Annotated in this window: 16 protein-coding genes; 8 read left to right on the top strand and 8 right to left on the bottom strand. The window is 32.9% G+C overall.

What is annotated here, in order from left to right:
• The 5 genes from G5B32_RS14860 to G5B32_RS14840 form a co-directional block, all read left to right on the top strand.
• A partial coding sequence (locus G5B32_RS14860; protein ID WP_165292305.1) for a SusC/RagA family TonB-linked outer membrane protein occupies nt 1-1,657 on the top strand: 1,657 nt, incomplete at its 5' end.
• An 11-nt stretch (nt 1,658-1,668) separates the two neighbouring features.
• Nucleotides 1,669-3,045: a RagB/SusD family nutrient uptake outer membrane protein gene (locus G5B32_RS14855; RefSeq protein WP_165292304.1), complete on the top strand. Its 1,377-nt coding sequence runs from the start codon at nt 1,669-1,671 to the stop codon at nt 3,043-3,045.
• Between the two features lie 30 nt (nt 3,046-3,075).
• Entirely contained in the window at nt 3,076-4,521 is a 1,446-nt protein-coding gene (locus G5B32_RS14850) for a DNRLRE domain-containing protein (RefSeq protein WP_165292303.1), read from the top strand.
• Nucleotides 4,522-4,528: 7 nt separating this feature from the next.
• The gene (locus G5B32_RS14845; protein WP_165292302.1) at nt 4,529-5,269 is read left to right on the top strand and encodes a glycoside hydrolase family 16 protein; all 741 of its coding nucleotides are present in this window, start codon (nt 4,529-4,531) and stop codon (nt 5,267-5,269) included.
• A gap of 59 nt (nt 5,270-5,328) precedes the next feature.
• The gene (locus tag G5B32_RS14840) at nt 5,329-6,075 is read left to right on the top strand and encodes a 6-phosphogluconolactonase (protein ID WP_165292301.1); all 747 of its coding nucleotides are present in this window, start codon (nt 5,329-5,331) and stop codon (nt 6,073-6,075) included.
• A 58-nt stretch (nt 6,076-6,133) separates the two neighbouring features.
• Here G5B32_RS14840 and G5B32_RS14835 read toward each other — a convergent pair whose 3' ends face one another.
• Nucleotides 6,134-6,775, bottom strand: a complete 642-nt coding sequence (locus G5B32_RS14835) for a TetR/AcrR family transcriptional regulator (protein ID WP_165292300.1) — start codon at nt 6,773-6,775, stop codon at nt 6,134-6,136.
• 12 nt (nt 6,776-6,787) lie between these two features.
• Entirely contained in the window at nt 6,788-8,011 is a 1,224-nt protein-coding gene (locus G5B32_RS14830) for an aminotransferase class I/II-fold pyridoxal phosphate-dependent enzyme (protein ID WP_165292299.1), read from the bottom strand.
• 409 nt (nt 8,012-8,420) lie between these two features.
• Here G5B32_RS14830 and G5B32_RS14825 point away from each other — a divergent pair, with 409 nt between their 5' ends.
• Both G5B32_RS14825 and G5B32_RS14820 read left to right on the top strand, forming a co-directional pair.
• Entirely contained in the window at nt 8,421-8,777 is a 357-nt protein-coding gene (locus tag G5B32_RS14825; RefSeq protein ID WP_165292298.1) for a VOC family protein, read from the top strand.
• 818 nt (nt 8,778-9,595) lie between these two features.
• Nucleotides 9,596-10,318, top strand: coding sequence for an RNA-guided endonuclease TnpB family protein (locus G5B32_RS14820; protein ID WP_165292297.1), 723 nt, complete (start codon nt 9,596-9,598; stop codon nt 10,316-10,318).
• 58 nt (nt 10,319-10,376) lie between these two features.
• Here G5B32_RS14820 and G5B32_RS14815 read toward each other — a convergent pair whose 3' ends face one another.
• The 6 genes from G5B32_RS14815 to G5B32_RS14790 are packed head-to-tail and all read right to left on the bottom strand — an operon-like array spanning nt 10,377 to nt 21,213.
• A complete protein-coding gene (locus G5B32_RS14815) occupies nt 10,377-11,138 on the bottom strand; it encodes a glycoside hydrolase family 16 protein (RefSeq protein WP_165292296.1) in 762 nt (253 codons plus the stop codon).
• Between the two features lie 40 nt (nt 11,139-11,178).
• Entirely contained in the window at nt 11,179-14,601 is a 3,423-nt protein-coding gene (locus tag G5B32_RS14810) for a sulfatase-like hydrolase/transferase (RefSeq protein WP_165292295.1), read from the bottom strand.
• Between the two features lie 2 nt (nt 14,602-14,603).
• Nucleotides 14,604-15,665 carry a hypothetical protein gene (locus G5B32_RS14805; RefSeq protein ID WP_165292294.1) on the bottom strand — a complete coding sequence of 354 codons (1,062 nt, stop codon included), beginning with the start codon at nt 15,663-15,665 and terminating at the stop codon, nt 14,604-14,606.
• 1 nt (nt 15,666) lies between these two features.
• Entirely contained in the window at nt 15,667-16,026 is a 360-nt protein-coding gene (locus tag G5B32_RS14800; RefSeq protein ID WP_149914554.1) for a response regulator transcription factor, read from the bottom strand.
• Between the two features lie 11 nt (nt 16,027-16,037).
• Nucleotides 16,038-19,994, bottom strand: a complete 3,957-nt coding sequence (locus tag G5B32_RS14795) for a PAS domain S-box protein (protein WP_165292293.1) — start codon at nt 19,992-19,994, stop codon at nt 16,038-16,040.
• Entirely contained in the window at nt 19,972-21,213 is a 1,242-nt protein-coding gene (locus tag G5B32_RS14790; protein WP_165292292.1) for a YaiO family outer membrane beta-barrel protein, read from the bottom strand. Before G5B32_RS14790 ends, G5B32_RS14795 begins: the two co-directional genes overlap by 23 nt.
• A 470-nt stretch (nt 21,214-21,683) precedes the next feature.
• Between G5B32_RS14790 and G5B32_RS14785 the strand changes: the two genes are divergently transcribed.
• Nucleotides 21,684-21,878 (top strand): CsbD family protein, encoded by a 195-nt coding sequence (locus G5B32_RS14785; protein WP_149914557.1) that lies wholly within the window; start codon nt 21,684-21,686, stop codon nt 21,876-21,878.
• Nucleotides 21,879-22,086: the final 208 nt, after the last annotated feature.

Raw genomic sequence — 22,086 nt, 5'->3', positions numbered from 1 at the left:
CATAGACTACATCGCGATGAAAGAAGATGAGTTTATGCCATCAATATTGGACTATAGAGAAGGTTATAATACGGGAGCTACTCGTAGCACAACAAACCTAACGTGGGGAAATGAGAGTTATTTCACTTATAACAAATCTGTGAATGATGTGCACAATTTCGGTGCTGTATTGGGTATGAGTTTCCAAAATTGGAGATATGACCGTACAGGCTTAGATGGTATGTATTTTCCAAGTGATGATATTAGAACATTAAATGCTGCATCTGTCATTTCCAATCAAGGGGTGAATATCGGATCAGAACACGCTATGTTGTCCTATTTTGGCCGTTTGACGTATAATTACATGAGCAAATACATGTTGGAGTTAAATATGCGTTCTGATGGATCTTCACGTTTTGGTAGAGAAAAGCGTTTTGGATACTTCCCGTCAGCTTCAGTGGGCTGGAGATTTGTTGAGGAGGAGGGAATTAAATCATTGGGATGGCTTAGTGACGGTAAGTTAAGATTTAGTGTTGGTAGTACAGGTAATGAGGCTATTGGAGATTATACTTCTCAAGGTGAATTTACATTAGGTACAAATTACCTGGATTTTTCAGGTGCTGCACCTACCGTAATGCCTAATGCAAGCTTAACTTGGGAAACTACTACCCAATATAACTTAGGATTGGAGTTGGGATTTGTGAATAATAGAATTCTCCTGACTACGGATTATTACCTAAAGAAAACAAGAGATCTTTTGTATAATGTTCCAATACCTAATACTACAGGTTTTGAGTTTATAACACAAAATATTGGAAACATAGAAAATAAAGGTTTAGAAGTTGGTCTTCAGACTCGAAACTTAGTGAATGCCTTTAAATGGAATTCTAATTTTAATATCAGTTTTAATCGTAATAAAGTTACTTCTCTTCCAAATGAATTGTTGACCAATGGATTTATTCAAAATGGAACATATCACATTTTGCAAGAAGGCTTGCCTATTGGTGTATTCTATGGATGGAGATTCCAAGGTGTGTATGCCCGTGATGAGGATAATGTAAATAACGTGATTAATGGAGCAAACGGACCTAAATATGTTGGTGGAGACCCTATTTGGAAAGATGTGAATGGAGATAATATCATCAATCAGGATGACCGAGAAATTATTGGTTATGCTGAACCTAAATTTTTTGGAGGATTTTCGAATGACTTCTCGTATAAAAATTTCTCATTAAATGTGTTCTTACAATATTCATATGGAAATGAGATTTATAGTGAACTTAATCACCAGCGTAATTCTATAGTAAGTTATAACAACCTCTCTACTGATGCACTAAACAGATGGCGTGAGCAGGGTGATGTGACAAATTTCCCTAGGTTAATTCGTAACGATCCTAAGCAGTCTGACAGCAGAGTGCAAAGTAGATGGGTGGAAGATGGCTCATACCTGAAACTTAAAAATGTCAATCTTCGCTATACGTTTAATTCTCAATGGATAAATAAGATAGGGTTGAGAAAACTGGATATGTTCGTAACAGCAACTAATCTTATTACCTGGACAAAGTATACAGGATATGATCCAGATGTGAATTCTTATTCAGGTCTTCGTGTAGGTGTTGATGAAGGATCTTACCCACAGAATCGTTCATTCATGTTTGGTTTATCTGTAGGACTTTAAAATTGACAATTATGAAAATTACTATAAAATCTATATTAGGCGCTGCGTTAATTAGTGTTTTAAGCTATGGTTGTTCGGAATCTCTGTTAGATAAAGATCCTATTAGTAGCTTCTCGGGGCAAGGTTTCTATAAGAAAGCTAGTGATGCACAAGCGGGTGTAAACGGAATATATAACAGTTTGCAATCAACCATGCGTTTGAATTTTGCGTATTGGGGAGAGGGTAGGGCGGACAATGTGACCACAAGGCATTCTGGTGATCCTTTCGCTTTGCAACAAAATGCGCTAACACCGATAATTAATTCTGCCAAATGGGACAACTTCTATACATTGATTTCCAGAGCTAATTACGCTATAAAATACACTCCTACTGTTTTTCAAACAGAGGATAGTCCATTGCGAAACCAGCTTTTGGGGCAGGCGAGAGGCTTACGTGGGTTAGCATACTTTTATTTAACTCGTATTTGGGGCGATGTGCCACTTATTACTGAGCCTTATGAAAGTGTTGAACAGGATATTTTCGTTGCCAGAACACCCTCAGCCGATGTGTTAAAGCAAGTAGAAGAAGATTTACTTTTTGCTGCTGAAAATTGCGCTGATAATTATACGGGGGACAGGGATAAAGTCCTTTTCACCAAATCTGCAGCTCAAGCATTTCTAACGCATCTGTATATGTGGCAAAAAAGATATGATAAAGCTATTGAAACTGCTGATAAAATTATCACAGGCAATAGGCATTCCCTGGTGTCTATCAGCGATTGGAATAATATTTTCACTATGGGTCGTTCCGCAGAAAGTATTTTTGAGGTGGGATATAATGAAACTCAGACCAATGCGCTGCGCGTACTTTATGCTTTAGGTTCAGATAGTGATTATGTGCCAAGCGCGAACTTTATTGCTTCAATAGAAGAGGGTGATCTGCGCAAAGAAAAAATTTATGATGTAACTCAAGCTCAGCCCCGTAAAATTTGGAAATTTTTTGGCGAAGGTTTCAATGACGAAAGTGCTGACCCTTCGTCCAATAATATTGTATTAACAAGATTATCGGATATTATTTTGTTAAAAGCAGAAGCTCATGCCAATTTAAATCAGAATGACGATGCCCTTACTTTATTGAATCAGATACGTCGTCGTGCAGGTTTGGAAATAATGGATGCATCCTCTGCAAACAATCTATATGGCTCTTTAATAGGTGCAATTTTGCATGAACGTTCTATAGAATTAAGTTTCGAAGGACATCGTTGGTTTGACCTTGTTCGTACAGGGCTGGCTATACCTACGATGAAACCTATTAATGGATTATCGGATGAAAGAAATATAGTGTGGCCAATTTTTGAAACCACCATTCTCAGAAATCCGAATCTTGAGCAAAATGAGTTTTACAAATAATTTTTATCAACCCTAATAAAACGAACTATTATGATACAGATCATAAAAACATATCGATTTCTAATGTTATTATCGATAACAAGTTTAGGATTTTTGGTAAGCTGTGAAATACAAGACAATTTTGAATATACACCATCGCCGGATAACTCAAAATTAAATCAGACGACATTAGAGTTTATTTCCACCACAGATTCTCTTTCTTTGATGAAAGAAGCTATTGAAATTGCGGGCTTAAGTTCGATATACGACACTGAAGATGGCTTAACATTTATTGTTCCAAATAATGCAGCTTTCAGAACTTACCTTAAAGAAAATAAATACGCAAGCCTACGCGATATTCCACTTCCAATTCTAAGAAATGTATTGAAATACCATATTGTAGAGGATGTAGTGAATTTTAATGATCCTGATTTATTTGCCAGCAATCGTCCGATAGCGTATCCTACTAAAAATGGTCAGCAAATGTTTCTTTCACACACGAGTACTTTCGTGGGATTAATAAATGAAAAAACCAAAATCCAATGGCAAATTAGAACATCAAATTTGGTGGCAAATAATGGCGTAATTCATGTAGTCAACAATATTGTTTACTATTCAGCCCCAACGGGTGATACGAATTTACCAAATCCAGACTTGGTCCAAGATACCATCTTTGCCAAACATGATACATACGTAAATGGAGGAGCAGAATCTGGAGTGAATTTTGGAACAAATACATTGATTAAAATTAAGAATGTAACAAACGACGGGGATTATGATAGGAAAGGTTTCTTAATGTTTGATTTCAGTGATTTCAAAAAAGAAGGTGTTGTAACAGATATGCAGATGCAACTTTCTGTATCCTTTTCACATGGTAAGGGGGTGGACTTTGACCTTTACGTTACACCAAGCACAGATTGGACGGAATCGTCTTTAAAATTTAACAATGCTGTATTTCCTAATACACCTCGAATTGCCACATTAAAAAGTAGTAAAGCCACTAAGTTCAATTTCGATATTACGGATTATTACAAGTCAGCAAACCCACCTTCTTTAGTTTCTTTTATGTTGGATGGACAATATAGGTCGGATGAAACGGATGAAATTGCCTCGAAAGAACATCCAACTTTAGCTCCTCCAATGATTATAGCTACGCTTGCTTCTGGTAATTCCAAACTAGAATTAGAGCACGTTAAGGACATCAGCATGGCAAAAGGAGAAGTCATAGTATTGGATCAAGCGAATTTGCTCGTTTCTGGAGCGACAGCTGCTGATATAATTTATACGATTGAAGAACTGCCAAGTTTTGGATGGTTGGTCAAAGGAGCAGAAGTTTTGAAACAAGGAAGTAGATTCTCGCAGTTGGATATTGATTTGAATAATATCGTGTTCATTCATGATGGCAATGCTACAGGAACAAATAATGTTGTACTGACGGCAAGAGATAGAGCGGGAGCAATTCTAGAGAATATAATCTTAAAAATTGTTGCTAACTAAGGGTTTTATGAGTTTATTAAACACAACACTTTCTGTATTGCTACTCCTCTTATTCACCAATTGTGACAAGAGGAGTACTCCAGAAGAAAATCAAGTTATTACTCCCTCGGAGAGAATAATTAAATTTTCAGGCTACGATTGGATTGTACGGAAAACTAAATCGGCTAAAGAGGGGCCAGGACCCAATTTATTTTCCGATTCTCAGGAAAATGTTTGGGTGGATAATCAGGGAAAGTTACACCTGAAAATTACACAGAAGGGAGGTCAATGGTATTGTTCTGGTATAACATTAAGAAATACTCTGAGTTATGGAAAGTATACGTTTTTCATTAACTCAGATGTTTCCAAATTAGATGATAATGTCGTAGCAGGGTTATTTACTTATCTGACCAATACGGAAGAAATAGATATTGAATTTTCCAAATGGTCCGTTAATAATAATATGAATGCACAGTTTGCTGTACAGCCTTCGGATAAAAATGGAAACAAAGTAAGGTTTGATATACCAAGGGATTTAGGGCCTACCACACATAGTTTCAATTGGCAAAAGGACAAAATATCTTTTCATAGTGAATATTATAAACAAGGCAGGACGAATGTTTTACATAAATGGGAATATACAGGTGAAGATATCCCTATGGATAAAGAAGAACGATTGAAAATCAACCTATGGTTATTTAGAGGACAGATGCCTAAAACGTTGCAAGAACAAGAAATCGTTATTGATAGCGTGAAGTTCGAAGGTTAAAAAATTAAATGAATTTTATTATATAGAAATCAAAGCGAAGCTTTGAATAGGGGTTTATTATGTTTATTGTAGAAGATAATATTAAGGTATTTCAAACGAGTAAACTTGCTGGGTATGAGGCAGGGAAAGATATAGAAGAAAAAATTGTTGAATTGCAAAAAGATAAGGATGATATCCGGATTATTTTTGCAGCGGCACCATCTCAGGATTATATGTTAGAGTATTTAAGGAACTCCAATAAAATAGATTGGTCAAAGGTGGTTGCATTTAATATGGATGAATATATAGGGCTCGATCAGGAGTCTCCTGAATTATTTTCCTCTTTCTTGAATGAAAGATTATTTACAAAGGTTCCTTTCAAAGAAGTAAATCTCATTGATCCTTCGCGAGGTGTTGAGAAGGAAATTGAAAGGATCTCTTATTTAATTAATGCCGAACCCATTGATATTGTATGCTTGGGTATTGGCCAGAATGGTCATTTAGCTTTTAATGATCCTCCTGTTGCAGATTTTAATGATCCTGTTTTAGTAAAAGAAGTAGAGTTAGATTTTTCTTGTAGGGAACAGCAAGTTATAGATGGTTGTTTTGGTAGAATTGAAGATGTGCCAAAAACCGCCATTACACTTACTATCCCGACCTTGCTTTCAGCTAAATATTTATTTTGTGTGGTCGTAGGGATGCATAAGTCACTTGCTGTAGAGCAAACATTAAAAGGTGAATTGTCTACAGAATGGCCTTCCACTATCTTAAGGAATCATAAGGGCTGTGTATTTTATTTTGATCAAGAGGCATATTCTAGAGTTTAGGATTGGTTATATATGTATGTGGATAAGAGATAATAGCTTTTATGCTATTATCTCTAAGTTACTTTTTGTTTGATGTATTGAAAATCAATTCAATAATGTCGAAAAGCGCTTTTTTTATTTCCTTTTGACCATCTGGAGTATTGATATTTATTTCACAAAAATCTCCTCCAGTGGATTTGGCATGAAGTGTAAGATAGTATACTCCTGAAAGAAGAATAGCATAGCAGGCTCTCAGGTTGATATGACTATTTTTAAAATATTCATCCGTTTGTGCAAACATATCTTTCCCTAAAAGTTCCCTTTCAAAACTGAGTCTCTTTAAATGATCGCTTTTTTCAGATATTTCCCAAGTTAATATTTTTCTTGCCTCCTCGAGATTATAAAGATTATCAAATAGATGAATCAAAAATTCTGATGCAAGGTGTTTACCATGATCTTGGAAAGATAAATCAATATTCTCAAAGGTTCCTTCGCTGAGCTGGGTCCAAAAATCCCTTTTACGAAAATATTGTGCTAAGAGTTCATCGAGACTTCCAAAATAACGATAGATAAGCTTTTTATCTACCAAAGCTTTTCTTGCGATATTGTTTATTCCTAACTTAGTATAACCTTCGGATACTAGAATTTCTCCGACAGCTTCAATAAGCTTTTCTTTTGTTCGTTCTTTATTACGAACCTCCCCATCAACAATTTTTCGCATATAGTTTTCATTTTAAATTAATTCTGAAAGCGTACTTAAAGTATAATCCATTTCTTGTTTAGTATGTACAGCAGATAAGCTCATTCGAATACGAGAATCTCCTCGTGATACCGCTGGATATAGAATTGGGTTAGTGTATATACCTTTTTTCATTAGTTCTTTACTGATATATAATGTCTTTATGTCATCACCAATTTTTATAGGAAATATAGCAGACTCTCTTTCTCCAAGCTCAATACCAATCTTCTTAAGACCATTATTAAAATAACGAATATTTTCTTGAAGGTTTTTTAACCATTGAGGTTCCTGATCTATTAATTCTATAGCCTTTACTATGCCTAAAGTAGATGCTCCAGCTGTCGCTGAAAAAATTTGTTGTTTAGACTGAAACTTTAGAAATTTAGCGTTTTTAGGGCTGCAGATTACAAAACCTCCAATATTACCAAATGATTTACTAAAGGTTCCCGTTATAAAATCAACCTCTTTTATAATATTATCTCGTTCCAATACTCCTCTTCCTGTATTGCCCGTTACGCCTATTCCGTGTGCATCGTCAACCATTAAGTATGCCCCATATTTACGACATAAGGTTAATATTTCTTTTAATGGTGCCGTATCGCCATCTTGAGAATAAATTCCATCAACCACTACCATTTTTGTTCTAAATTTATTTTGGTATTGTTGAAGAATTCTCTCTAGTGCTTCAATGTTATTATGCGGAAATGTTTTTTTATTTGTTAAGATGCAACCTTCGTGAACAGAGGTATGTACACCACTATCTAATATTGCTACATCTTCTTTTTGTAATAAAGCTTGAAGTGAAGCGCTATTAGCCGTATATCCTGTGGTAAATATTACTGATGAATCACTACTATAGCCAAAGAAACTAGCAATTTTTTCTTCCAAAAGGTTATGATAATCAAAAAAACCGCCGATTAAAGGTGATGCGCCGGCTCCTGTACCATATTTTAATATGCCTTCTATGGCAGCTTTTTTTACTTGTGGATGCTGAGTAAATCCTAAATAGTCATTCGAAACATAACTAATAAATTCATCGCCAAATTGACTTTTTAATTTAATTTTCGAATTGCAACCACTTGTCGCAATTACCCTATAGGTTTGTTGATCATCGTATTTTACATATGATAAGTATTCCGTAAAAATTTCTGAACGCTCATTAATATCCATTTCTGGGATATTTTCAAAGTCTTTGAAAGTTTTGTTAGTAAAATTCATAAATAGATAAATATGTCACCGGTTTATTAAAAATGCTGTTTTAACTTTGATCAATATTTAAAAATGAATACTAAAATATATGTTAGGTAGAAGACAACACCTAAAATACGTTAAAAAAATTTAAATATAGCTAGTTCTAAATAAATATTATTGCGGAATTAATTTGGGATCATTTTAAAATTTAGATGGTGCGTTTAAATACTTATAATGGTCCCATTATTTAATAAGTTAAATATTTATTGAGACATGTAATGAGTATTACTAAAACGAATTACCTTATGGTTTTTGTTTTGGATTTTATGAATCAACAAGATTGTTAATAGCATGGTAATTGTATTTACAAATTAACCATTTGTTGTCCTTCTGGATATATGGGGTATTGATGGTTAGTATTAAATCTTGATGAATTATGATCAAGCTAAGAATTAAAACAAATGACGATCGAGAATTTAAGGAAGCAGTCAAATGGTTTGAAGTAGCTTTTAATTCTCCTGCATATATTACGGAGCCAGATTATACCTGTTTTACATTGGGGGGATATGAGTTGGCGCTTTACCCTGAAAAAGATGAGGTTTTAGAAAAACCGCGGACGAACATGGCATATGTAGGCGTAAAGGATATATCAACAATATTTAATCGGCTAATTTCAATGGGAGCTAATGTAGTACAAAAACCTTTTGTATTAGGTGGTCAAATAATGATTGCTCGGGTTCGCGATCCGTTTGGTCATATCTTATGTCTGATTGATGATCCTTCATATACATAATAACATATTAATAAGGAAGGAAATTCAAAATAAATAAAAGCGAAAAATAAGACGCTTACATTTTTTTAATAATTAATTTAATTCTCTACAGCAATAATTGGTAATATTGTTTTATAATGATACCAGGGCTCCCTACCCTGGTATTCATTTTTAATTAAAAATATTAGCAGATAACTTCCGATAGAATGCTATGCTATGCAAAAAACTAAATAAATATTTCTTAATAATCTTTGTAATGATTAACAAAAGATTTACCTTGAACTAACAGTACACGCCACGCTACCAATCAGTACAGCATCCAAGGGCGTGTCTTTTGCTTTTAAGACAATCCTATTAGTCTATTTTTTAAATCCTTTATGTATGATAGCTGGTTCTCCAGTAGATTCACACTAATATTGGATATGCTTATAATATATATAAGGTTTTGTAAATTAGGATATTATGATGTATATACCTTTTGAGTAGGTTAATATTCAGCTTTTTCAGGATTTGGTGGAGCGGGGGTATAAGGATTATGTTCTGCAAAGGATCCAATGACCCTCTATTGACAATGGCAAAGGGTTTTTAATCTCGGCCTATACCGATGAAAGGATTGCTCAGGAACATGCATTTCATTTGGATGACAAGGAGGGTAAAGCAGTTCATATACCAAATGATATTCATAAAATTGAAAAACTTCTAGAAGTGAATTCTGGATATAGAATTTTCCTAAATAAGATTAAAGATACGAATTGGGAGAAGCGAATGTTAAAGTTTTATAAAACGGAGCGTAAAACCCACAGGTCTTTATCCTGTGGGATGTAAGCGACTAACCCTGATTGAGAATATACTCACGAATACTATCAGAAGAACAATATCAAGTAAAAGAAAAGACTGGTGCTTTTTGTGGAATAGATTTAGGTTTAAAAGACTTTGCTATTACTTCTGATGGTGTCAAATTCAAGAACAACAAATACACCAAACAATATGAAAAAGAATTAGCGAAAGCCCAAAAACATCTTTCTCGTAAGACAAAAGGCAGTAATTCGTTTGAAAGACAAAGACGGAAAACAGCAAGACTTCACCAGAAGATAACCAACTCACGAATGGATACCTTACATAAGGTATCGCACCAATTAGTTTCTAACTACGATATAATTGCATTAGAAGATTTGAATGTGAAAGGTATGGTCAAAAACCATAAACTTTCAAAACATATTTCTGATGCAAGTTGGGGAACTTTCGTTAGGTTGCTTGAATACAAGGCTGATTGGAACGATAAACAGATTGTAAAAATCAATCGCTTCTATCCATCAAGTAAAACCTGCTGTGAGTGCGGTTGGATAAATCAAGACTTAAATCTTTCAATAAGAGAATGGACTTGCGAAAATGGACACGTTTTAGACCGTGATTTAAACGCTGCAAAAAACATTCTGAAAGAAGGATTAAAAATAATATCGTCAGGAACTGGCGATTACACGTGCGGAGACTCAAATAAGACTTTGGCAACAAAGCACAAGTCTGTGAAGCCCGAAGCCCATTTGTCTTTAGCAAATGGGTAGTTCACATTAGTCACCTGCCTATTTTAGTTAACTCAGATGTGATTGCAGAGGCAGAGGATCATCTGTACGAAATTTCATTAAAGGGAATGTATTTGACGCTGTCTATTATAAGCTCATTAATATTATTAGAAATGGGGCTTTTACCTTGAAAGAGCCACAAGTTTATTTTTAACCTTTCTTCACTTTGTTTGGGAATATTGTTTCCTTTATATGTCCATTTAGCTATTGTTTGTACTTGTGGATGAGTTTCCCGAATACTTTCAAAAGAAATGCTTTCTTCTTTCCATTCGAAGCTATGCACGGTGCGTTCTGGATAATCATCTATATTAAATCGGAAAATATTTTCAGGATTATCGTGGGGTTGCACCACAAATTGAGTATTCTGGTTAGTAACATCTGACCATTTCGAAAATTCAATATCAATTTCTTGATTGTCATTTAAATAGGTAAATAGCCCCGCTACGGCATTCTCATCTAAAGATGATAAAGAGGAACTAATGTAAAAAATGTACTTCCCATGTCCTACCTTCTGATCCAATGTAATCTCTGAACAATACCAAAGACCTTTTCTATTTATTATGCGTAGATGTAGTTTACCTGTTTTATCTACCCAAACATTTTCTTTTGAGTTGCTAAATAAATTTGGTCCGGGACCAACTATATTAGCCCCGGTATTACGTACTAACCACTTATGTCCAGAAAAAATGATTTGACGTTCTTTTGGGGTGTTAATATTTACTTTTCTCACTACACATTGATTGAAAGTGGATATAATTAAACCAGCTATAAAAAGTCTTATAAATGCTCTTGTTAAATACATTACTTTGATTTTCTCAATTGGATTCGATACTACAAATTGACTAATTTATATCCTTGGTAGCATTAAAAAAATTATTATAGAGGGAATCTGGTATGAGAAAGTTCGTTGAAATCAACTTTTCATTTTTTGCCTTGTACTCATCAAACTTATTTGATAAGAGTTTTGCTACTGACTTAATTTCATTTTTTTCTTCAGTTAAATTCGTGTTCAAGTTAAATACCTTTCCTTCCACCATGTGGTAATTGGCATATACAAAATCTTGCTGCTGGGTTTTACTTTGCATTATTGGAATACCGTTACTATTTGGTGCTGCTCCAGTCTCTAGACCTTTCCCAATCCAGGTGACTTGATTTGGCGTTTTGAAAGCATAATTATTTCGATAAAATGCAAGTAACGTTGGCGCGATATCAAAATGACTCACAACTTGATTGAATGTAGCGGAAGATTTTAGCAAAGGTGAATAAATAATTAATGGAACATGATACCTATCTATTTTGTCTTGCAGATTAATCTCTGGCATACTATGGTCTCCTGTAATAATGAAGATGGTATTTGCAAAATCTGAACGTTTTTTATACTCTTCAAAAAAGCTTTTTAAAGCTTCATCTACATTCATTACTGATGCGAGTTGCTTTTTATAAGATTTAGCCAGTTTAATATTGTCTGGTTTTAAGTCTAGTATTTTGATCTGATTTTCTACTAGTTTTTCAAAATACTCTTGATTATTAATCAAAAACGGGCTGTGTGTGGATAGCGTAAGCAACAGATTAAAGTAAGATGAACTCTGTGGAGTAGAAACCAGCATTTTATTTAGAACCGCTTGGTCTTCATATCCCCAACTTTCTCCATTTAGTGAAGGAAGTTTTTTATAAGGCTCCTTAAAAGTTTTTATATCCATTAAGTTATCTATGTTGTTGTGCTGCATGTACTTCTTCATGTTATCAAAGGAAGCATCTCCACCGTAATAAAAACTGGTTTGAAATCCATTATATTTAAAAATATTCTGTAGATTGAAGTGAACAGGATATGTGTCTAATTCTAAAAATCCATTTTTTGCAAAGGGTAGTGAACCGAGAATACTTGGAAGTACTGCAAAAGTTCTTCCCGAAGAGCTTAAGCAATTCTCCCAGTAAAGAGATTTTTCTTTCAACGAATTTAAAAAAGGGGTAAAATTCCCTATATATCCATTTGATGAACTATAGGCGTGCCCCAACCCCTCCAATATAAGAATTACTAAATTTGGCGTTGATTCCGAGGCTGCTAAATAATTTCCTAAAAAGTCTTTAGTATCTTCTTTCCTTAAAAATGGATATGGTTCCAAATTATTAATATTTTGTTTACCTACTACATTCATTTTATTAGCCCAAGGGAAATTTTCTTCCACGTAATTGAAAAAATTAGACTCCAAAAAGTATTTCCATTTGCTTACTGATGCATGAGCGTAAAATTCATTTCTATTTTCAATATTTTTGGTGAATTTAAAAGGTAAGAAAACTAATATTAAGCCCGTCACTGTAAGAATAGCCCCAGCATAAGGTGTATTGAATTTATAGCGGCTTACAAAAAATAATGGGATTACCGCAAATAGTATAACTAGTAAAAGCAGGGCAATGTTTTTTAGATTTAACATTCCACTACTTTTAAGAATCTGTTTCAATTCGTCATAACTATAAAAAAAAATGTCAGCTCCCAGTAAGTTTTGTGATTCTGAAAAATAAAGGAAAAGTATTACTTGTATTACAATGAAAATGGAAAATATCGCTATTATCAAAGTGTTTATATACCTAAAACCTAGATATAACAATAATAAATACAAAATACTAAAAGCTGCAACTAATTGTATTACAAAAACCAGGTTATCAATGAAAAGATTAAAATATATTGCTGAATAAATTTGATTATCAAATTTGGTGTTATACCAGTAAGCCTCAAGCCCCACGTTGGCCATATAGAGAATTAAAAAAACGAATGCAATAGGCGCATAATTTCTTAATGCCCATATAGCTGTTATTTTAATTTGAATCCATATACTTTCATTTTCATTAGACTGTTGAAATCCCTGTCTAGTCATCTCACCCCAGCTGTGCTGTTTTCGAAAATAGTCTCTTAATCCCGATACGCCAGCCATGACAACTCTTCCATGAAAAAAGAATGGTTCAAGTATTGCAGTGCCAATTAATGTCAATAGGTCTTTTCTCTTTGTATAAACTTGGTGAGACATCAGATCCAGTAATATAGCATAAATTGAATATAGTATTCCCGAGGCTATAACTAATATGAATAGTGTGAAAAAGAAGGGCCAATTTATAATTCCAAATACTAAGAATAAAATAAAAATACAATAACCTAGAAATTCAACTAAAGGACCTAAAAATTCAAAAAAGAACCAATATGGCATACTTATCATACCTAAGCGACCATATGAGGGGTTAAACATAAGTTTGCGATGTTTCCATAGGGTTTCTATAGTTCCCCTCATCCATCGATTTCGCTGCTTTTTTAAAATATCAGTTGATTCTGGTACTTCCGTCCAGCATAGTGGGTCCGATATGTTAAGAACTTTGTACTTTTGCTTTTGCTCTTCCATATAGCGTCTCATTCTAACTACAAGTTCCATATCCTCACCAACTGTCTTGGGATCATATCCACCACATTTCAATACTAATTCTTTATCAAAGGCACCAAAAGCACCAGAAATTAAAATAAGACCAGATGCTCTTGACCAAGCCATTCTCCCCAGCACGAAAGCACGTATATATTCTAAGGCTTGGAATCTTCCTAGCCATTTTTTAGGTAGATTAACTTCTACAACTTTTCCGTCTACAATTTTACAGTTGTTTGCTAGACGGATAACTCCACCACAAGCTATAACACGCTCATCGGTTTGATCCATGAATGGCTTAGCTAATTTTAGTAGTGCATCTTGCTCTAAAATGCAATCCACATCAATACAAACAATATATTTTCCACTGGATACATTTATACCAACATTTAAAGCATCCGCTTTACCTCCGTTGTATTTATCTACAACTATGAGTTTTTTAAATGCGGGATTTTTACTTTTATAAATCCCTTTTATTTCTTTTGTAGGTATTACTTGAACTACGTCAAAGGGAATTAGCTCTAAGTTGTAAGATTTAACTAATTTATCAATTGAATCATCTTTACTGCCATCGTTTACTATAATTATTTCCAAATTACTATAGTATAATGAAAGCAGTGATCTTACATTATCAACAATTGTTAGGCCTTCATTATATGCGGGAGCTATTATACTAAAAGCTGGTGCGTTAGGATTACTTGCTATTAATTTATAGTCGGTATATTGATTAAGGTCTGTATATTTTTTTAGTGCCCCAAAAGCATAAATTCCTACCCAAGAATATATTAAGAATATGACGATTGAATATAATAGAAATAGCCATACTACGATTTCATATATAAAATGTGAATAATCTATCATAATTATTTTGATAAAGCATTTTGCAACACCTGTCTATATTCGGGCGCAAGATTGACGTCTGTTATTTTCTTCGTAAGATACTCCTGTTCATTCAATTTTTTCAATAATTTGACAGTATTTATGTAGATATGGATATCACTTTCATTTTCTAATACTGAATGAAGAAATGAAATTTGCGTACTATTCCCTGAGCGATCTATAAACTTTATAATTTGAACTTTCACTTTTTCGTTCTGAAGAGGGTAGCTGTTTATAAGTATGCTTAATGTTTCTTGATTTTCAATAGTTTGGAGCGTTTTAATTGCACTAACTCTAATATCCGTTGAGTTGTGATTCAGCAAGCCGACAATACTATAATGGGCGGTATGAATTCTAAACTTTCGTATAAAAGCTAAGGCGAAATCAATGACCGATAAGTTGGTGCTGATTAACCATTTTGATACAACATGAAAATCAGATTCTGCTACATTATGTAGCGCTTGTAATAATCGCATTTGTTGCCATTCTGATAATGGCTTTTCCAAAGATTGCAAAAATGAGAGACCTTGAAATCCGTTAAAACGTACTATGCTATACTGTGCTTCTGAATATACGTAAGGATTATAATGATCCAAAAGGTTCGTAATTGTACCAATGGCATCACGATTATTCATAGCAGTCATTACTTGTATTCCACGTACATTTTGATAACTATTGCTGCTCTTTAGTTTCTCCCAAGCTAAATCATCTAGTTTAAGGCCATAAAAAATTTCTTTTAATGTTTTGTGCGCATCACCTACAAACCTTTGATCCGATTCAATCAAAACTGATATGAAAATTTTCTTAAAATTTTTGTTTTCTAATAGCGATAAAACTTCTGTGTCATTTAATAGGTTATATGTCCCATTAAATATGGAGTAGCTAATTTTTTCTTCTATTCTCTTTTTCCACAGCTGTGCATTATTTATAAATTGATAATTTCGGTACCCATAAATGATAACTCCTATTATAAGTAATATAACCAATAGTAGGAGTACCACTAATGCCAGAGTCAGATTATAAAGTTGGATTTTTAGAATTATCATTTTACTTAAAACGTAATAGTCTTTTAATTCTTAAGACTAATTCATTGGGATTAAAAGGCTTGACCATAAAATCTGATGCGCCTAGTATAAAAGCATCTTCTACGACATCCTCTTGACCCAAGCTGGATAAGACGATCACATTTATGGATAAATTATGCTGCTGTATAGCAGAAAGTATTTCAATACCTGATGCAAATGGCATCATAATGTCTGTTACCACTAAGTCAGGTGGATCACTGACAATATGGTCTATAGCTTCTTTGCCATTTCTACATAGAATGATATCATATCCTTCATTCTTAAGTTTATGTTCAATAGTTTTTAAAATTAGTTCATCGTCTTCTGCTAATAATATTTTCATATCTTAATATTTTAAATGTCTTTAAGTATTGCTAAGCTCTTGTTTATCTCTGTAATAATTTCTTCATAAACATTTTCATCAAAATTATTATTAAAAAGTATATTTTCATGCTTTTTGATCTTTGAAACCAATGTTGTCATTCCTATAGTCGAAGCAGTGCCTTTGAGCTTATGAAGATTTTTTTTGAGTTCCTCGGTGTTTACTTTCTCTTTTGCACTTTTTAAAATAGATATAGTGTTATTAAGCTCCTTAATTGCAAGATCCATGAAAAAAGATTTGAAATCATCATCACCATTAAAATTTTGATTTAAAGTATCTATATCAAAACCTATATCCGATGTTTCCAATGCCGTTTGATCTTTATCAACAGCATCTAAGTAATTTATTAATATATTTTCGATATTTTTTAGTTTAATAGGTTTTTGAATTATTTTAGTGAAATTGTTTAGATCTGAGCGTTTTTCCAGACCAGATATTATTCCAGCTGTAATTCCAATGATTGGCTTTGTCTTATATTTTGTAAGTTGACGTATTATTTCTGCCGCTTGCAAACCATCTATTATGGGCATTTGGAAATCCATAAATACTAAATCAACGTCATAATTTTTACAGGCATCAATAGCCTGCGTACCATCATATGCTTTTAAAATTTTTGAATTTGGAACCAGTTCATTAATGAATTTTACATTGAGTTCCATGTTAATCTCATTATCATCGGCAACAAGAATTACAGGCGTTAAATTTTGTAAAGCTTTTATTAGATAATTACTTTCTTTGTTGATTTGGGGTGTGTATTTATTTTCTTGGCTACTTTTTAATTCATGTAAAGCTTGGTATAAAGCCTCTGGAGTAAAAGGCTTAATTAAACGATGATATTCAAAACTATCTAACTCACTAAATTCATTCTCATCAAGAGAGACAGTGTGCATTATTATAATAGAAACTTTATTTTTGAGCTTATTTAATTTCTGCTTCTGCTCACTGCTAAGTTGATTGTAGTTTATTAATATAACATCATAATTAATTCCTTTTTCTAGAGTTATGCAAACCGAAGTAAAATCACTGCAAACTATGGTATCAATATTTCTATATGCAAGTAGCTTTGCTATTACCTCTTTTAAGGTTTCGTTTTGCTCAATTAATAAAACTTTCTGTATATTGGTTTCAATTTCTGGAGTTTGATTGTTAGGATTATAATCTAATTCAATGTCAAAATAAAAAACACTACCTTTTCCTACTTTGCTTTCCAATACTAGATTAGTATTCATATACTTAAGTATATTATTAGAAATTGTTAATCCTAAGCCTGTTCCCCCATAAATTTTATTTATAGAATTATCACCTTGCGCAAAAGCATTGAAAACACCCGCCTGACGATGCGGCGCGATACCAATGCCTGTATCTTTTATGAAGAACCGTAAATGAATTTTATTTTTTAACTTTTTTAAAACCGATACTTTTATTAATACTTCACCCTTATTAGTAAACTTTACCGCGTTTCCAACCAGATTAATTAAAATTTGTTTTAATCTATCGTGATCATAGAATATGTTTATTGGTAGTGCTGGATCAACATCCAAAATGAGCTCGATATTTTTCTTTTGCGCTTGTATTACTACTGCACCTACGACCTGGCTTGTTAATTCATAAATATTGGCCTCTTCGATAAATAATTCCCATTTACCTGCTTCGATTTTGGAAAAATCAAGTATATCATTAATTATATGCAATAAACTAGTTCCCGACTCGTGAATATATTTTAGATACTGAAGTTGATTAGTATTAATTACAGTATTCATTAATAATTCTGAAAACCCAATAATTCCATTAAGGGGAGTTCGAATTTCATGACTCATATTCGCTAAGAACTCCGATTTTGCGCTATTGGCTAATTCGGCCGATTTTTTTGCTACAATCAACTCTTTGTTAATTTTGATATAAGAGGTGATGTTTTGGGCAAAAACTATGATTCCGCCTATAATATTTTTGGAAATATACCACGGTCTTACCTCCCAATTCAAATATTTCGGATCTTCCCCTTCGTTGAATTGTATTTTTTCATTTGAATTTTTATAGGTGATACCTTGTAAAGCATTATAGTATATTTGTCTACGTTCTTTCGGAATATTTGGAAAAAGAGAAAAGAGATTTTTATTCTTAATGCTTTTTAGATTTATTCCGAACTCATCATACCATTGGTTACTATAATGTAAAAAATCAAAATTGTTATTAAACATGGCAACCGAAGCATGTACGAATTCTATAAATGCGCGGAGCATTGCTTCTTTCCTTTCTAATTCCAGGTATAGCCTTTTACTTTTATCAATATTTTGAATTATCCCAAATATGCGCGCGCATTTACCTTGGGTGCATTCGGGTACTCCTTTAAGTCTAACCCATACCGATTCAGCTTCATCTTGCTTAATTTTTAGCTGAATATCAAAGCTTTGTATGTCTTTTTTAGCTTTAATTAAAGCTTTACGCAAAGTGCGTTTAAACTCGTTATCAAAAAGATTTTCAAATTCTTTTAGGGTAGATATACAGTCTTTTTTAAGGTTAAAAAAAGTCTTTCCCGTATCAGAGAATTTTATTTTTTCTTTATCAATATCGATTTCCCAGCCACCAACTTGAGCTACAGTATTTGTTTGTTCTAATAACTCTTTAGTTCTTCTTAAATCTAGCTCAACCTTCCTATGATTTGTAATATTTAATGAGGTGCTCGCTACATAAGGGAAATCCTCGGTATCGCATTCAAGTATATTATGATACAAAAAATAAAGTAGGTTACCATTTTTTGCGATTAAAGTAATAACCCCGGAAATTTCCTTCTGTTCTTTAATTTTAATTAAATAATCGTCGATGTGCTTTTTACGCTCCTCTGGTACAAAATCAACTATATTTTTACCTTCAACTTCAATCGAATTATAACCCAGCATTTGACTGCCTTTTTCATTGATTTTAAGAATTTTTCCATTTAAATCATGCAGGCATGTGAGTCCTATGCTATTCTCAAAAAAATTTCTGAATTTACGTTCTGACGATTCTAATTTTTTTCTTTCTTGTATTTCCTTTGTTATATCTCTGCCGAAGACAAATATTTCGTTGACGGTATGATTATATTTAAATGTCCAATCAATTAGCAATTTCTTTTTTGCTATTATACTCTGGCTTTTAATGTTGCTTTTTCCGTTTAGTTCACTCTTATTTATGGCTAATTCTAGTTCCTCACTTTGGGAATTAACAAGCTTAATGAAATTGAATTCATTAGACTTTTTTTGTGATTGTAAAAATAATTTATCAAATACCTGATTGGCCTGTTTAATATTTAAATTTTTATCCAAAACGCAAATCATATTCTGCGTTTGTTCATAGATACTTTTGTAATACCCTGATTCTAATTCCTTTTTTTTTCTTGTATATATTTGACTCAATGCATACGCAAGATCTTCTAGAGATTTGATTTGATTTTCTTCAAGAACCTTAGGCTTATAGTCCATAACACATATAGTTCCTAAAGCTATACCCTCTTGATCTACTATAGGGACACCTGCATAAAATCTAATTCCTGTTTCTTTTATTAAAGGATTCTCGACCGTTCTGTAATCTAATGAAGTGTCTGGTATAACTAGAGCGTGCTGCCCGTTAATAGTATACTGACAAATTGTATCTTTTCTCTCTAGGGTGTTTATATCTAACCCTATGCAGCTTTGAATCCTTTGTATATCCTCTTCCATTAATGCAATAAGGGAGGCTGCACAACCGGTTAATGCGGTTGCAGATTGCGCGAATATATCAAATTCATGATCTTTACCCATACCAATTAACTCATAATTATGCAGCTGTTTAATTCTTTTAAGCTTATTTTTAGGTTTTGGAAATAATCTCATGACAGAAACATTACTACTATAAAACGGATAAATGGTAAAAATCTGGAGACGATCTTGATTAAAAGACTCTACTATAGCCAATACTTAAATCATATTGATTACCTTTTTGGCTAACCTGAAACTCCTGATTGAAATAAGTGGCAGCAATACTTACTAAATTTCTCTTTTTAATGGAAAAGTTGTAGTTGGCGCCAACTTTATAAGTTTTTAACTTAAAAGAATCCTCGACAAGTAGGTTGTTTCGATTTTCTTCAGGACTTATACCTGTACCTACTTGAAGTCCAAAGTAATCGTCTGCTCCTTTCAAATAATATCGTACAGTTCCAGTATAGGAATGAGATATATTCGTTTTATTAGGAGAAAGATAGGTTCTTAAGTTGAACCATAAATTTTGGTAATATTTTCCTATGGATACGGTGTATAGCCATATGTTATTTGAAAAGTTCAATTGTCTATATCCAATTTCACCTTCGAAGCTTTTAGGTAAATTAGCATAGAGAGAAGCTCCTGTTCTAAAGCGGGGAAAAATTCCTACGTTATCAGAGTAGCCTGCGCCTAAATATAAATAGAAAATTTTATTGATTCTTGGGTAAGCTTCTAGTTCAAACTGTAGCCCATTATCAGCGAACTTATTAGCGTAATTTGTTTTAAATATTACCGAACCAAGTGATGTTGCCCTCCTATAGCTAAGACCTAAAATATGCCAATTATCAGCAAACTGTTTATCAAAATGTGTGAAATCATAATTTATACTGATTGCATTTTTTGCAGTATAAGATTTCAAATTTTGAGCTAGTGAGTTAGCTTCTGTATTTTTAGAATTAATACTCAATAAACGATTTACGGATGCTCCTGCCTCTTGATAGGCTTTAATACCATAATTAAATTTCGCATGCAACAAGAGTATGTCTTCGGATTGAGGATGCTGGGATAGCCCTTCATCAATAATTATTTTCGCTTTTTCGTTTTGGTTGTTCCAATAAAGTAGGTAGCCGTAAGCTAGATAGAAATCTTCATCTTTGATTTTTTTTGCCTGTAAATTTTCAAATACTAATTTGGCTGAATCAATTTTATCACTCCATGTATAAAGCCTTCCTAAGAAAATGTGCAAATCTGTATATTCTGGAGATTTATTTAGTGCCGATTTAATTAAGTTGATTGCTTGCGGATAATCTTTGGATTCGAATGCAACATTTCGCGCTCGAGAAAATAGTTCATCGGATGATAAATCTATATCTTGACCATAGATTGTTATAGTCGAAAGTACGCTTATTAAAAGCGAAATTATATAAGGCTTCATAAGGCAGATAGAATTTCTGGAAACGAATTAAATTTTATAAATATAGAGAATTATGTATATATATTATACTGTTGTTTTTTATTTATAACAAGCCGTTTTTGAATGCATTTGACCCTGAGATTTTTTAAAAATATGGGAATCACTGGACAGCTTGAAAAATTTTTTACATCTTCAATCATTCTTTTGGCATTTTTGTAAAAAGGTTTCAGGTAAAAGTAAATCTTCATACGCAATGCCCTAATGGAAAGTAATGAGTATTATTTCTAATATTTATTATGAAAAGTTAATTGATTAATAGTTGTGGTATTAAACTGTTTTAAAGATTATTAAATCTTTATATTTTGAAAATCCACCGCCGTTTTTGCCTCATCAAGGATGTTGCAGAAATTATTATTTAACATTTTGTAACATTTTATTGTAAACTATATATTCTTTTATATGTTCTATTAATGAAACAAAACTTTAATACTATGGATTCATTAGATTTGAAAGGCAAATGGAATATCTTAAAAGGTAAAGTAAAGCAACAGTATGCAGACTTGACAGATGATGATCTTTTATATGTAGAGGGAAAAGAAGACGAACTTTACGGAAGGTTACAAGAAAAAACTGGTAAGACTCGTGAAGAGGTTACGAATTGGTTAAATGATTTAGACAAAAAATAATATTTATTGTCTAATTATAAAAAAAATACAAGGAGGCCGTCTCAAAATAATTGAGGCGGCCTTTTTTAGTTTGACAGTAATTCGTCAGTGTTTATCCTCTGTGTGAGCTACAAGTTCATAATATTTCAATATTTTGTTTTAAACGATTAAAAAGCGGTCTTTTTAGGCCGCTTTCTTTCTTAAATTCTGTGCAATTGCCAATAATCCC

Origin of the sequence: Sphingobacterium sp. SGL-16 (genome assembly GCF_011043515.1) — a bacterium.
GTDB lineage: Bacteria > Bacteroidota > Bacteroidia > Sphingobacteriales > Sphingobacteriaceae > Sphingobacterium > Sphingobacterium litopenaei.
The sequence above is the reverse complement of the archived record's forward strand: the minus strand, read 5'-3'. Positions and strand labels throughout refer to the sequence as shown.